Genomic DNA, 14,748 nt, shown 5'->3' on the forward strand with positions numbered 1-14,748 from the left:
TGCTACGTCCCGTGTGTGGTTGGGATGCCTTGGGACGCTGCCCACTCGCTGACGTCCCGGCGCTCAATTGCCGCCGCCATCATCTCCGGAAACAGGTCCGGCGTGCAGGCAAAAGCCGGGACACCAATCCCGGCGAGCGCTGCGGCGTGGCTGGAGTCAAAGGAAGGATGACCACTGTCACTCAAGGCCAGCAGGGCGATCACGGTAGTTCCCGCGCCAACAATCGAAGCGGCACGGCGCAGCATCTCCTCGGCTATCCCACCTTCGTAAAGGTCACTGATCAGCACCAGGATGGTCTCAGCTGGCTTGGTGATCTGATCCTGGCAATAGGCCAGGGCGCGGTTGATGTCGGTACCACCACCGAGCTGCACCCCAAACAGCACATCCACAGGATCATCCAGGTCCTCAGTCAGATCAACGACTTCAGTATCGAAGACCACCAGACGGGTGCTCACGGAACGCAGTGAACTGAGCACCGCACCGAAGACGCTGGAGTACACCACGGATTCCGCCATGGATCCTGACTGATCGATGCACAGGATGATCTCGCGCTGGATCTCCGTGCTGCGCCGGGCATGGCCATGGAGTTGTTCGGGCACAACCGTCCGGTATTCGGGCTGGTAATGCTTGAGGTTGGCCGCAATGGTCCTGTTCCAGTCAATATCCCTGTGCCGTGGCCGCCTGGTCCGGGCGGACCGGTTCAGCGCCCCCGAGACGGCCTGAACCGTTTTGGCCCGCAGGCGGTCTTCAAGCTCCTTGGTCACTTGGCGAACCACAGACCTTGCTGTCTCGCGCGACTGCTCGGGGATAACCCTGCCCAGGCCAACAAGCGTGCTTACCAAGGCGATATCCGCTTGGACCGTTCGCAACATCTCGGGTTCAAGGAGCAATTGCCGCAGCCCCAGACGGTCCATTGCGTCAGCCTGCATCACCTGGACCACGGAAGAGGGGAAATATCCGCGGATATCTCCGAGCCACCGAGCCACGCGTGGACTCGAGGCCCCGAGCCCGCCTCGGCGAGTGGAGCCCTCGCCATACAGCTCCTCAAGGGCTTGGTCACGCCGAGCATCATCGGCCGAGAGTTGGACGCGCTCGCCGTCGGCTTTTGAAATGCCGTCTGCCTCGTTACCGCCCAGCATCAGACGCCAGCGGTCCAGCCGGTTGCGCACCTTGGCGTCCTCGGGGTTGACGTCTGTCATGCGATCTCCTCCCACCCCAGAATGCGGGCCATCGTCCTGATGGCCGGGCCTGCCGCAGCCAGGTTAAAGCTTGTGCCTGCCGTGGTGTCCCGCGAGGCGCCGGAACGGCTCAGCTGCTCACCGATCTCTCGCCGCTCAGGGCGGCTGAAGGCCGAGAATGTCCTGCGCAGGAGCGGCAGCACGTCCTCGAAAACCTCGTCCTGCACGCCATCCACCCACTCATCCACAATCTGAAGGAGGCGGCGATCGTGGATCAACAGTGTGGCATCGCCGGACAGAAGTCCATCCAACCAGGCCGCGGCTTCCGGTGCCGGGGCCGCGACAGACAAGCGGCGGCTCAGGTTGGCCGCAACGTCGTCGGCGTCCACCAGGCCGGCGTCCAGCAGGAGCCGTAGAGCGCGACCTGCCACAGAGCCGTGGATCCGGTCAGAATGGGCCACCGCAGCGAGCGCGGTATGCCAGTCGTCCACGGGCAAGTCCGGTAACAGGGACATTCCGTCCTGGGCTGAATCGATCGCCCGGCGCATGACGGTGGCAGCGTCGTCGTCCAAACCTGCGCAGGCTGTCGGCAGGCCCACGCAGGCGCGCACGACAGTGGCCTCCAGGATCTTTCGGACATCGCTCACGTCCACCCCGCGCACGTTTCCGTACCGGCATGTGCGGGCAAGAGGAGCGACGGTTTCCAGGAGCGGGGGAACGTCCTGCTGGAGCGCTGTTCGTTCAGCAAGAGCGGAGACGACGCCGGCAATTCCGTCCGGGAGGTCCGCGAGCAGGCAGTTTGCCAGCAGTTCGGACAGGACAGGAAGGCCGTCGGCGGCCTGGGCTTCTTCGGTCACAAACGCCGCTGCGGCGGAGGCAACTGTTGTGCCGTACCGGCTGGCTTCCACCAAGGACAGGGCGAGTTCAGGCTTCCAGAGAAGGGTCCACGCCTCCTTGAACGTGCCGGTGGTACGGCCGGTGTCAGTGGGCACGCCCCAGTCCACACCCAGCAGTGCCAGGCGATGGAGCAACACGGAACGCGCCAGTTGGTTGGGTTTGCGGAGGTCCAGGACCATGACCTCTTCCAAGGCGCTGGCTTTCATCCTCAGTTTGCGTTGTGCCGCGGCGAGGTCAGCAGCCAGCGGAAGCGTGGGCACGGAGTCCGGCACGCTGCCGAAATCCCGTCCGACACTTAGTTCGCGATGTACCAATGCCAACGGCAGGGGAGAGCCATCGCAAAGGACGGCCTGCGCAGCGTCGTCCAGTTCGGGTAACCCCGGGCTTGGCCGACCCCGAACGGCAGCGAGGGTCTTTGCCATCCGGCTCGCCTCCACCACGGAGGCCGTCGAGGCGTCGAGGTTTTCCTTGCGCAAAGCCCGGGCAACTCGAACAAGCCACGTCGTAGACACATCCACGCCTGGATCCTGGGCCATCCAGTGCGCGAACAGATGCTGATACCAGCCCGGTGCCGTAACACCTGCCCCGTATCCGCTCCGCAGGCTGAGCCGGTCCGATGTCCACGGGACCCATGTCACGGCCACCCTGGCCTTGGGCAAGCCGGCGAGTACTTTGTTGTCCGCGGAAACGGAGGGGAAGCCGGCGGGCACGAGGGCCGGCGCATGGTAGGCGCCGCAGACCACAGCGATACGATCATGGCCTTCCCGAATGGCTGCCCTCAGGATGCGCCGCATTGCCGCTTCCCGGCGGTGGTTCTCCACGATGTCCGGATGATCGGGGGATCTGTCATCCAGTGCCCGGATTTCGGCAATGGCATCGATCAAGGCCTCGAAGCGCTCCACGGGGTTTGAGTTGCGGTGCTCGACGGCGTCCTCCCACCAGCGCTCGGCATCGCTGTACCCGGCAGCTTCTGCCAGGATGCCGATTGCATCCGGGCGGTACGGCTGATCCGGGGTGGAAATCGACTCAACGGCTTCGGCAGCTACCCTCAGTCCGAATGTATGTGCCGCTGGCAGATCGATGGCCTGCACGGGGGTCCCAGTAGACAGCGCCCAGCGGATGGCTACCCATTCAGGTGAAAAACTGGCCATGGGATAAAAGGAAGCCAACCGCGGCTCGTCCACTGCGTAGATCAGGCCTGCGACCGGAGGAACCATCCCTGGATCGGTGATGAGCGGAATGACTTGATCGAGCTCAGGTGGGCCCTCGACCAGTACCAGATCCGGGCGAAGGGTGGCCAATGCTTCGGCCACCGAGTGCGCCGAGCCGGGTCCGTGGTGCCGGATCCCCAGAATGTGGACCTCAGTCATCGCCTAGGTCGTCGACTCGAGGTCACGGCAGGCCCGGTAGAGGTCCTTCCACTCGGGCCGGTTCCGCACTACGGTCTCCAGATACTCCTGCCAAATCACCCTGTCCTGTACAGGATCCTTGATCACAGCGCCCACCAAGCTCGCCGCAACGTCGTCGGCCCGGACCGTTCCGTCGCCGAAGTGGGCTGCGAGGGACAGCCCGTTGGTCATCACGGAAATGGCCTCCGCCGTGGACAGAGGGGCCGACGGGGATTTGATGGTGGTGCGTTGATCTTGGGTGAGCCCGGAACGCAGTTCGCGCATGACGGTGACTACCCTGCGGATTTCGGAGAGTGCCGCCAAGTCAGCCGGAAGCTCCAGCGCCTCGCCCAGGCTGCGCACGCGTGTTGTCACGATCTCCACCTCCTGATCGATGGTGTCCGGAAGCGGCAGGACAACTGTATTGAACCGCCGGCGGAGTGCCGAGGAGAGCTCGTTGACGCCTTTGTCGCGGTTGTTCGCAGTGGCGATCACGTTGAATCCCTTGCGGGCCTGGACTTCCTCGTTGAGTTCGGGGATGGGCAGCGTCTTCTCGCTGAGAATAGTGATGAGGGAATCCTGGACATCGGAGGGGATGCGCGTTAGTTCTTCCACCCGCACCAAGCTTCCGGCTTCCATTGCACGCATCACGGGACCCGGAACCATGGCCGCCCGGGAGGGACCTTCGGCGAGTAGCCGTGCGTAATTCCACCCGTAGCGCAGTGCTTCTTCGGGGGTTCCCGCTGTTCCCTGGACCACCAGGGTGGACGCGCCCGAAATAGCCGCGGCCAGGTGCTCGCCAAGCCAGGTCTTCGCAGTTCCCGGCACGCCCAGGAGCAGCAGGGCCCGGTCCGTAGCGAGGGAAGCCACAGCGATTTCCACCAGGCGCTCCTGGCCCAGGTATTTCGGCGTGATCACGGCACCATTGGGTAGGGTTCCGCCCAGGATGTACGTGGTGACGGCCCATGGAGAGAGCCGCCAACTGGGTGGCCGGGGCCGGTCGTCAACCGCGGCCAACACACTGAGTTCATCGGCGTACGCATTTTCGGCGTGGGCCCGGAGAACATCGGTTCCGTTTGGGGCATCTGTCATTGGAAGGCCTCCGTGAGGGATTGTCGGAATGCTTGGTATTGAACAGCGTCGCGGAGCACCCGACGCCGGGCAGGGTCCTCGTCTGAACGCTCCAGAAGGCGTCGGCATTGCTCGGCGGCCTCCGGCGGCAGCGCGGTTGGCAGCACCTGCGCCAGCATGGCCGCCATTTGGCCACCGTTCTTGCCGGCAATCAGCCCGAGCAGCGCATCAGCCAACCCCAACCCCCACGGCTGGGGCAGATCCCGTAACAACGGAACCAACGTCAGGGGCTGGTCAATACCATTGCGGATGTATCGTTCCAGCCACTGCTCACGCTCACCAACGGGCAAGCTACCCAACAACCGCACGTCGGTCCGGACGGTCAGCAGCGCGCGGATCCACTCAAGGTCTTTCCGGCTCACAGCAGCTGTGATGAGGCCATCCAGGACCCGGGGCTCGGGTTTCAGGAGTTCCACAGTTGAGGCCGGGCCGCGGCCGGACACGGATGTCCAGACCTCAAGCGGTGCACCCCTGATGATGATGTCCAATCGCGCCAGTCTGTCAGGTTCACCACTGCGTTGGTTGGACGGGATGCCGTCGCGTAAAGCTTGCTCATCCGGGTCTGGCGGAAGGTCGATGTCGATCCGCTTGTTCAACAGCCCCTTCAAATGCAGCAGGGGAAGCAGCCGGGCAGCCATGCGCCCGGCTCGGAGACTGCCAGGGAGTCGGTCCAACAATCCGGTTGCCACCTCGCGCACACCCTTCGCTTTGTCGTCCAAGGCGCGTTCCAACAGCTCTTCGTCGTCGCTGCCCAGGTTCGTGGCCAACAGGGCCAGTTGATTTGAGCGTTCCCGGGCGCTTAGGTCATCCCAGTGCGTCGCCAGCCTCTCACGTGCAGCTGCAGGGTCAGTGCTTCGGAGGCGTTCAAGGTCCGCCCTAGCGTCTTCGCTCCCCAGCTCTGCCCCTTCATCGGCCGGCTTCGGAACCGATGTTCTTGAGAGACTTTGAAGCCACCGGCCGCGGGTTCCGATGGCTGGCTCCAAGCGCCTGAAGACAGCTGCTTTAGTTTGGGCCAACGCGAACAGCGCCGGAAGCAGCCGGTGCGGAACCCGGCGTCGGGAGTGTTCTGCCAGCCGGAGCCAGTCCACGACCAGCTGGTTCCTCAACTCCAGTCCGACGGGCGGCTGGGTAAGCAAGAGTTCCAGCAGCCGGGCCGCTTCTCCGGTGGCCTCCGGCTCGGGATCAGGCGACGCCGCCAGCGGCACAGTGGCGGCGGGCGCCTCGCCGGGAGTGCGCGATGCTCGGGTTACGACGTCGGCCATGGCAGCCTGGTCCAGCACCTCTTCCTCGCGGGACAAGCCTTCGGGAGGGCGCACGCCCAGCCCCGCTGGCGGAGACGGTGGGGAATGCCGCCCGGTGCCTACGAGCGCAGCAGTGCGCAGCTCGTCCAACCACGTCATGGAGTCACCACCGCATCACCGACGACGACGGTCAGCGGACGCACGTGACCATCCTCCAGTTCGCCGAAAACATCCACGGGGTTCCCGCCCGTCAGCGCCAGCAGCGAATCGAGGGGAGCATCCATCAGGGGAAGAGCGTTGCCGTTCTCCTCTACGAGCCAACCATGGACCTCCGGCAGGATGGTGACGCCAGCCAACAGCACGGGCTGGCGGTCGCGCCACGGTGAGCGGGCAACAGCGGCTGACTCCTGCTCGAGGGCTTGGGCGATGGTGCAGCCAGGACCGAGGCTGGTGGCCAGTCCTTGTGATGCAACGGCACTGGTGAACATCGCGCGTTGCGGCGTGGATCCGGGGTAGCGGGTAACTGTGACGTCCAACAGGGCGCCCGCGAGTTGAGGTGTCGCGAGCCCTTGGCCCTGCCCGGCAAAATCCAGGATGACCACCACCGTGCCATCGGGACCCCGCAGCCAGGTCCGCTGCTGTTGGAGCCGGCCGTCGTCGCTTCGATGGGCTCCCAGTACCAGCCATGGGCCCGGCAGCGCTTCGGTGTCCTTGACGTCTGCTGATGCCGTGGCCCAACCCACAGCAGCTTTGACGTCTGCAAACTCCTCGGCAGACAGCGTGTCCCGTGCGGCCCAGGCTTTGGTCAGGGCCCACCACCGGCCCGCATGGAGCAACAGATGGTCTGCCCAGTCGGTCCTGCCGTGGACCTCTGAAGCCATGCTCCGCACTTGTTCGGCAAGGCCCGGCAACTGCGAGTCGACCAGTCGGGCCGCCACGCCGTCCCACCACGAATAGGGCTGGTTGCGGGCTGCGGCAAGCCCGGTCCGGATCAGGTCGGTGAGCCAGCGGGCGAAGTCTGCGATTCCTGCATCCATGAGTGCTTGGCGCTCGGCGAGCCGCTTGGCCTGCGCTTCGGGGTCCGATGCCTCCCCTGACTGCCGGCGATCCTTGGCGGTGGCACGTTCAGCGCGCTGCCCGGCCCATTCCTGTGCAAAATCCGCCGTTTCGGCCGAAGCCTCTGCTGCCTCGCCCCGGGCCCACAGAAGAAGCAGTGCCAAGGCGTGTTTGCAGGGAAATTTCCGGCTGGGACAAGAACACCGGTATGCAGGGGCAACGATGTCCACGCTTACTTGATAGGGCGTTTTTCCACTGCCTTGGCATTTGCCCCAGACCAGGACGTCGTTGCTCCCCGAGTCCGACCAAGGGCCGGGGTGTGCCAGCTTCCGGGCCGCTGCCAAGGACGATGCATCGGGGGCGGCGTTGATGACTCTCTCTTCGCTCCAACGCCCCATGAGGGCTATTCTGCCTGACACCTGCGACGCTTTGGGAGAGGACCGCGACAGGGCGGCGATTTGCTGCCGGGAGCCTTGCCCGGCTCCCGGCAGCTGCCTCCGTCGTTACGCCTGGTGGCTGACCAGATCCGCGTCTGTTGCGGTCGACTTTTCCCGCTGCCCGGAATGCAGAGTAGCAAAGAACGAGCCAAGTTCCGCGGTGGCGGTCAGTGGGAGCACGTTCGCGACGTACTGGTCCGGGCGGACCACCACCACAACGCCGTCGCGGCTGAGTCCGCGCAGCTCAAAGATGTCTGCTTTCGGGTCCGTCCCGAAGACCTTCTCCAGGTAGGTGAGCTTGAACGGTCCAGCGGTCGGCTTGAACGCCGTGGGGACGGCGTTGATGTCTACGTTGGTGTGGTCCTGTTGGTAGATCACCTTCACGTCGAACCAGGCGTCACGGTCAGCGTCCGACGGCGTCGCGGCCAGGGGTGAGTCCGGCGAGTTCGCAATCCACTCAGCGAGGTCCGCGACGGGTCCCGGGGCGCCTGCAGGGGCGGCGTCGGCAAAGACGTAGATGCGCCAGCGCCCGTCTGCCTTGGCATGGTGGCCGAGGTGCATCGGATTCGTGTCGCAGACCCGCAGGACCGGGGCCGACTTGAAGCGCTTGCCGATCGGGAAGCCCGTTGCCAACTCCTGGTGCTGCGCTTCGGCCACGAGCATGGACGGAGCGTACTGGGTCATGAAACCTGCAGGGAACTCCGCGGTGCTGGTGTAGAAGGTCTCCAGCTCCGCCGGGTCTTCGAACTCTTCGGGCTTCTTGGCCATGAGCGTTGACCATTGCTTGTCGAAGTCGATCAGGTTCTTCGCCACCACCTGGCGTTCAGCCGAGTAGGTGTCCAGCAGGGACTCGGGGCTGCGGCCTTCCAGGACGTGTCCCAGTTTCCAACCGATGTTGAAGCCGTCCTGCATGGAAACGTTCATTCCCTGTCCGGCCTTCGCACTGTGCGTGTGGCAGGCATCGCCGGTAATGAACACCCTCGGCGTCCGCGTCCCGCGTTCCTCCGGCAGGACGTCGTCGAACCTGTCCGTGAGCCGGTGACCTACCTCGTAAACGCTGTGCCAGGCGACGTTGCGAACGTCCAGGGTGTACGGATGCAGGATGTCGTTGGCCTTCTGGATGATCTGCTCTATGGTCGTCTTCCGCACGGCGCCGTGATCCTCCGGTTTCACCTCGCCCAGGTCCACATACATGCGGAACAGGTGGCCACCCTCGCGGGGGATCAGCAGGATGCTGCCGCCGGCACCGGACTGGATTGCACATTTGGTGCGGATATCCGGGAAGTCCGTGACGGCCAGGACGTCCATAACACCCCAGGCATGGTTGGCCTGGTCACCTGCGAGATGGCACCCGATGGACTCGCGGACCTTGCTGCGCGCCCCATCGGCACCGACGACGTACTTGGCACGGATAACCCGTTCCTGGCCTTCATTGGGTCCGGTCGTGTGACCGAGCGTGACGGTCACGGGGTATTCGCCCTCGCCTGTGACGCTAAGTCCGTGGAATTCGTAGCCGTAGTCCGGTGTCATGCGCGTGGGGGAGTTGGCCATGAACTCCGCGAAGTAGTCCAGCACGCGTGCCTGGTTGACGATCAGGTGCGGGAATTCGCTGATTCCTGTGGGGTCATCCACGGCGCGGGCCGCGCGTACGATGCGCGAATGGTCAGCGGGGTCCGGCTTCCAGAACGCCATTTCGGTGATGCGGTAGGCCTCGGCGGTGATGCGTTCGGCGAACCCGAACGCCTGGAAGGTCTCGACGCTGCGGGCCTGGATGCCGTCGGCCTGACCAATGGCGAGGCGCCCGGGGCGGCGCTCGATAATACGTGTGGTGATATCCGGGAACTGGGCCAGTTGCGCCGCGGTCAGCATCCCTGCGGGGCCAGTGCCCACGATGAGAACGTCAACTTCGTCGGGAAGCTCGGCCGGGCGGTCGATGCCGACGCCGGCAGCCGGCTCGACTCGCGGGTCACCGGATACGTAACCGTGGTGGTGGAACTGCACGGGCTTTCCTCACTTCTTTGTGGGCCTAAATTGTCTGTTGTTCTATAGTTGAACACGTTGTTCTATTATCGCTCACATCATCGTAATGCGGCTCACAGTGYGGATCAAGTCTTTGCCCTTCTCGCCGACGAGGTTTAGCTCAGGTTCACGGTGATTCCGGGCAAGACGTGTCAGGATCAGGTATGCCTCGACTCATGCTCCTGGACACTGCCTCCTTGTATTTCCGCGCCTTCTACGGCATTCCGGACTCCATCCGCCGCTCCGACGGCACGCCCGTCAACGCCGTCCGTGGCCTGATGGACATGATTGCCCGCCTCACCACCGAGTACGAAGCGACCCACGTGGTCGCTTGCTGGGACAATGACTGGCGCCCGAAATGGCGGGTTGAGCTGATCCCCAGCTACAAGGCGCACAGGGTGGCCGAAATCGTGCCGGTGGGCCCCGACGTCGAAATCGTTCCCGATCCTCTCGAAGCGCAGATCCCGCTGATCCGCCACGTGCTGGACCTTGCGGGAATTGCTGTGGTGGGCGTCGATGAGCATGAAGCCGACGATGTTGTGGGCACGTATGCCAGCCAGGCGAAGCTGCCCACTGATGTGGTCACGGGTGACCGGGACCTTTTCCAGCTCGTCGATGACGATCGGGACGTCCGCGTCATCTACACCGCCCGTGGCATGAGGAACCTCGAAGTGGTCACCGACGTCGTCGTCGTTGGAAAGTATCGCGTGCTGCCGCAACAGTACGCCGACTACGCCACGCTGCGCGGCGATTCCTCCGACGGCCTTCCGGGCGTTGCCGGCATCGGCGAAAAAACGGCCGCGTCTTTGCTCGCGGAATACGGCTCCCTTGAGGGCCTCCTGGAGGCAGCAGAGAATCCCGACGGCGGATTGTCCAGTTCCGTACGCGCCAAACTTGCCGCAGCGGCCGGGTACCTCAAGGTGGCGCCCGCCGTCGTCAATGTGGTTCGCGACTTGAAGGTGCCCACCCTTGAGGAGGCAGGCGCCCAGCTGCGCCCCGTGACAGGCGAGGCGCGCGCTGAGCTTGAGCGTTTGGCTACCGAGTGGAACCTGGGTGGTTCAGTCAAGCGATTACTTGCGGCCTTGGACACCCAACCGCACCTTCACAGCTGATTGACAGCTTCACAACAGCGCGGGCTTGGGTGATCGACTCATTGTAGTAACAGGACGATGTTACAGATCGTCTGGAAGTTAGAAGCTGTCTGGAAGTTACAGGCCGCTCGGACGGCTCAGCAGCCGTTACAGCGGCGCCGGATTGAGGAGAGGCACCATGTCAAAGACCAAGAGAATCACGCTGGGCATTACAGCCGGAGCGTTGGCGCTGGGTGCAGGGCTGGGTGTCACCAGCATTGCTTCAGCCACCACGACGCCGACGCCGAGCGCAACGTCGTCCGCCGATGCCACCATGCCCCCGGAGGGCCACGGAAGGCCCGGAGGCCACGGCCCCGACCGCGGTCAGCTCGCAGCGGACCTTGCCGCCAAGTTGGGAGTGGACGAAGCCAAAGTCACCGACGCGTTGAAGGCCTTCAGAGAAGCGAATAAGCCCACCACTCCACCAACTCAAGGCACCGAGGGAACCAAGCCCGACCGGACGGCGCAGGAAGCCGCCATGGCCAAGTCCCTGGCCGCTGCACTGGGCATTGATGAATCCAAGGTCACTGCCGCCTTGCAAGAAATCCGCACTGCGGCCCAAGAGGAGCGCGCGGCTGCCCTTAAGACCAGGCTGGACAAGGCCGTCACGGACGGCAAGCTCACCCAGGCCGAAGCTGACGCCGTCACCAAGGCTGTTGAAGCCGGAGTCATCGGAGGCGGCGGCCGCTAAGGCCCCTGCCCGCGAGCCGCTGACGCTCTGCTAGCGAAGAGAAGAAACCACGACGCCGACACTTGGCAGCGAAGGATCCCCCGGACAGTTCCAGTAACAGTTCCGGGGATCCTTCGTGTGGTCGCCTTGTCAGTAGTGGCCACCTTATCCGGGCCTGAACCTGTCCACGACAGGACACTCAAAGGGTTCGCCAGCGAAGAGACCCACGTTGTTCAAGTACCTGACGACGATTGCGTAGGAAGCCGCCAGCGAGGTCTCCGTATAAGGGATGTCGAGTTCCCGGCAACATTCTTTTACTATTCCGGAGGCGCGCTGCAGGTACGGCCTCGGCATGTCCGGGAAGAGATGGTGTTCGATCTGCCGGTTCAGTCCACCCATAAGTGCGTCAAGGAACCGTCCCCCGGAAATGTTCCGGGCAGTAAGGACCTGCCGGTTCAGGAAATCCGTCCTGCTGGATGCTGGCAGGATGGGCATGCCTTTGTGATTGGGGGCGAATGCAGCGCCCATATAAAAGCCGAAGACGCCCAATTGGACGCCAAGGAAGGCAAAGGCCATTCCCAGCGGCAACAAGGAGAACACCAAAACCGGCACCATAAGCAGGCGCAGCATAAGGACAGGGATTTCCACCCAGCGATGATCTGCCTTTCGTTGGCGTAACAAGTACTTCAACGAATCAACATGCAGGCTCGCACCGAGGAAGAACAACAGGGGGAACAGCAGCCATCCCTGCTTCCGGGTGACACTCACCATTGGGCCGCGACGCGATGCGGCGGCCTCGGGATGGAAGGCGATGGCGCCTGTGTGGATATCCGGGTCCTTATCGATGACATTGGGGAAGTTGTGGTGCCGGGTATGCTTTTGGGCCCACATCGCATAACTGATTCCCACCAACCCCGTGCCAATCAGGCGTGCGGACCATTCGTTCATGCTCTGGGATTTGAACACCTGGCGATGGGCGGCCTCATGCGCGAGAAACGCGAATTGAGTAAGGACAACGCCCATGCCCGCCGCGATCAAGAGCTGGAACCACGTGTCCCGCAAGAGAAGAAAGCCACTCCATGTTCCGGCCCACGCCAGCATCAGAATCACGAAAACCGTGATGTAGAAACCCCGGCGGCGCTTCAGCAAGCCCGCACTGCGGACGGACTTCAGGAGGGCTGCATAGGAGTTAACCATCCGGGCGGCGGCACCGCGTTCCGGAAAAAAGTCTTCGGGAGAGCGTGATGATGCCATGATGCCTCGAACCAGTTACCGGCGGGAAAACACATCGTTTACCCACTGTTCCTCAGGATACGCCCGGCAGCCCTGGATGGAACGGGAAAATTCTTTTGAGAGGTTGTCGATTTCGCCTCGCACTGTTCGACCCATGAATGAGAAGGTCGAAGGGCGACCTTCCACAACACAGGAGATTGAGTGCAATGGCCAAGTACATGCTGATCATGCGGGCAACCGACGAATCGTTCGCCAAGTTCGAGAACATCGACTTCAACGAAATCCTCGAAGCGATGGGCAAGTTCAACGACGAACTGATCCGGGCTGGAGTACTGCTCGCTGCTGAAGGACTGGACGATGCAAAGAAAAGCGTCGTGGTCGACTTCACCGGTGACACCCCGGTGGTCACTGATGGCCCGTACGGTGAAACGAAGGAACTGTTTGCCGGTTACTACATTCTGGATGTTGCCTCCAAGCAGGAAGCAATCGAGTGGGCCAAGCGTGCTCCGATGACCGCAGGCAGCAAGACCGAGATCCGCCGGGTCACCAGCATCGACGAATTCCCCCAAGACAACGAATGGATCCAAAAGGAGCGGGCTTGGCGCGAGCGGACCGGACAGCTGTAGACGGGACGGCCACTGCTTTGGGGAGCACCTGCAGTGAGCAGCACCAGACGTGAGCAGCAACTGACGTGAGCAGCAACGAGGCAAGGGCCGCCGTCGAAGCGGTGTGGCGCAGCGAATCCGCCCGCATCGTCGGCGCCCTTGCCCGCTATACAGGGGACTTTCCACTGGCAGAGGACCTCGCACAGGAAGCACTCGCAGAGGCCCTCGTGTCGTGGTCTGTCAATGGCGCACCTGCCGAGCCGGTGGGATGGCTCCTCACAGCGGGTCGTCGTCGTGCCATCGATGCTTTCCGGCGGCGGGCAGCCCTGGACGAGAAATACGCGCTTCTGGCACGCGATCTCACAGAGGAAGAAGCGGGTGTGGATACGCTGTTCAACCCCCAAGCCATTGATGACGATGTCCTGGCCCTGATGTTCATTTCCTGCCACCCCGTGGTGTCCAGGGAGGCCCGGATTGCCATGACACTTCGCGTTGTGGGCGGCATGACCACGGATGAGATCGCCAAGGCATTCCTGGTCCCGGTGCCAACCATCCAGGCGCGCATCACCAGGGCAAAGAAGACTCTCGCCGMTGCCCGCATCCCGTTTGCAGTGCCCGAGGCCGATCAGGTTCCTGAGCGGCTTGGTTCGGTGCTGAATGTCCTCTACCTGATCTTCACGGAGGGGGCCTACGCCTCCGGAGGAGAAAACTGGATGCGCACCGAGTTGGCGAGTGAAGCACGTCGACTTGCCCGGGTGTTGGTCCGCGTGGCGCCGGAACCCGAAGCATTCGGATTGCTGGCACTGATGGAACTCACAGCCGCGCGATTCCCGGCAAGGCTCGACGCAGCTGGCCAACCGGTACTGCTGGAAGACCAGGATCGACGTCGGTGGGATCAGTCAGCAATCCGGCGCGGACGCGCAGCACTTTCGACGGCGGTGGATGCGGGCCGTGGGCTCGGCGCCCACGGGCTCCAGGCTTCCATTGCCGAATGCCATGCTGTGGCACGCACGGTGGAGGACACAGACTGGGAGCGAATCGTGGTCCTGTACGAGGCACTTGGGCGACTCACGCCGTCGCCAATCATTGATTTGAACCATGCCGTCGCCGTCTCCATGGCCTCTGGCCCTGCAGCCGGACTGGACCTCGTTGACGAATTGGCGGCCCGGGGTGAACTCAAGGGATCGCATCTCTTGCCGGCGGTCAAGGGCGAGCTGCTGTCGCGGGTTGGGCGCCCTGAAGAAGCGAACGAGGCTTTTCACCAGGCTCTTGAACTGTGCTCAAACGGCGCGGAACGCTTGGCCCTTGAGCGAAAGATTAAGGACTTGCAACTCATGTAGCGCCAACAACGGGCCGCGCGAATGGGTACACCTCAGCTGCACTCCGCGTCTGGTCGTCGTGAGGCGCAATTTAACGCGATGGCACTCTTATGTTCTCTGGGGTGTGTGGTGGTGGTTGCGTCGGGGGGTTTGTTTGGGGTCGATGTGTGGTGGTGGGGTGAACCAGGGCACGCCGGTGTTCATGTCGATCCGCCATTGTTCTTTGTGGATGACGTGGTGGTGGTGGCTGCAGAGCAGGGTGCCGTTCTCGGTTCCTGTGGTGCCGCCGTGTGACCAGTAGGTGATGTGGTGGGCTTCGCACCAGGGGGCGGGCATGGTGCAGTCGGGGAAGGCGCAGCCGCCGTCGCGGGCGGTGATGGCTTTGCGGATGTGGGGTGGGAAGATCCGGGTGGTGCGGCCGATGTCCAGGACGCGGGAGTCGGT

General features: G+C 63.4%; 12 protein-coding genes. 4 read left to right on the top strand and 8 right to left on the bottom strand.

Annotated features, from left to right (window positions below):
• Positions 1-2: 2 nt before the first annotated feature.
• From AB4Y87_RS23045 to AB4Y87_RS23070, 6 genes are all read right to left on the bottom strand, one after another.
• Complete coding sequence (locus AB4Y87_RS23045) at positions 3-1,199, bottom strand: VWA domain-containing protein (protein ID WP_442006571.1); 1,197 nt, start codon at positions 1,197-1,199, stop codon at positions 3-5.
• Complete coding sequence (locus AB4Y87_RS23050) at positions 1,196-3,445, bottom strand: DUF5682 family protein (protein ID WP_442006572.1); 2,250 nt, start codon at positions 3,443-3,445, stop codon at positions 1,196-1,198. The genes AB4Y87_RS23045 and AB4Y87_RS23050 overlap by 4 nt, the downstream gene beginning before the upstream one ends.
• A 3-nt stretch (positions 3,446-3,448) precedes the next feature.
• Complete coding sequence (locus AB4Y87_RS23055) at positions 3,449-4,555, bottom strand: ATP-binding protein (RefSeq protein ID WP_442006573.1); 1,107 nt, start codon at positions 4,553-4,555, stop codon at positions 3,449-3,451.
• Positions 4,552-5,994, bottom strand: a complete 1,443-nt coding sequence (locus AB4Y87_RS23060) for a DUF5691 domain-containing protein (RefSeq protein ID WP_442006574.1) — start codon at positions 5,992-5,994, stop codon at positions 4,552-4,554. The genes AB4Y87_RS23055 and AB4Y87_RS23060 overlap by 4 nt, the downstream gene beginning before the upstream one ends.
• Entirely contained in the window at positions 5,991-7,289 is a 1,299-nt protein-coding gene (locus tag AB4Y87_RS23065; RefSeq protein WP_442006575.1) for an SWIM zinc finger family protein, read from the bottom strand. Before AB4Y87_RS23065 ends, AB4Y87_RS23060 begins: the two co-directional genes overlap by 4 nt.
• Positions 7,290-7,394: 105 nt before the next feature.
• Positions 7,395-9,329 carry an FAD-binding monooxygenase gene (locus tag AB4Y87_RS23070; RefSeq protein ID WP_442006576.1) on the bottom strand — a complete coding sequence of 645 codons (1,935 nt, stop codon included), beginning with the start codon at positions 9,327-9,329 and terminating at the stop codon, positions 7,395-7,397.
• Between the two features lie 182 nt (positions 9,330-9,511).
• On the opposite strand from AB4Y87_RS23070, the gene AB4Y87_RS23075 reads away from it, so the two are divergent.
• Positions 9,512-10,459, top strand: a complete 948-nt coding sequence (locus AB4Y87_RS23075) for a 5'-3' exonuclease (protein WP_442006577.1) — start codon at positions 9,512-9,514, stop codon at positions 10,457-10,459.
• 157 nt (positions 10,460-10,616) lie between these two features.
• On the top strand, positions 10,617-11,168 hold the full coding sequence (locus AB4Y87_RS23080) for a hypothetical protein (protein ID WP_442006578.1): 552 nt from the start codon (positions 10,617-10,619) through the stop codon (positions 11,166-11,168).
• Positions 11,169-11,312: 144 nt separating this feature from the next.
• On the opposite strand, the gene AB4Y87_RS23085 is transcribed toward AB4Y87_RS23080, so the two are convergent.
• Complete coding sequence (locus AB4Y87_RS23085) at positions 11,313-12,401, bottom strand: fatty acid desaturase family protein (RefSeq protein ID WP_442006579.1); 1,089 nt, start codon at positions 12,399-12,401, stop codon at positions 11,313-11,315.
• 185 nt (positions 12,402-12,586) lie between these two features.
• Here AB4Y87_RS23085 and AB4Y87_RS23090 point away from each other — a divergent pair, with 185 nt between their 5' ends.
• Both AB4Y87_RS23090 and AB4Y87_RS23095 read left to right on the top strand, forming a co-directional pair.
• Positions 12,587-13,006: a YciI family protein gene (locus AB4Y87_RS23090; RefSeq protein ID WP_442006580.1), complete on the top strand. Its 420-nt coding sequence runs from the start codon at positions 12,587-12,589 to the stop codon at positions 13,004-13,006.
• Between the two features lie 65 nt (positions 13,007-13,071).
• Positions 13,072-14,325, top strand: a complete 1,254-nt coding sequence (locus AB4Y87_RS23095; protein WP_442006581.1) for an RNA polymerase sigma factor — start codon at positions 13,072-13,074, stop codon at positions 14,323-14,325.
• Between the two features lie 87 nt (positions 14,326-14,412).
• On the opposite strand, the gene AB4Y87_RS23100 is transcribed toward AB4Y87_RS23095, so the two are convergent.
• On the bottom strand, positions 14,413-14,748 hold a 336-nt coding region (locus tag AB4Y87_RS23100; protein ID WP_442006582.1), incomplete at its 5' end, for an HNH endonuclease signature motif containing protein.

The sequence above is a fragment of the Paenarthrobacter sp. RAF54_2 genome (assembly GCF_052113945.1).
Taxonomy (GTDB): domain Bacteria; phylum Actinomycetota; class Actinomycetes; order Actinomycetales; family Micrococcaceae; genus Arthrobacter.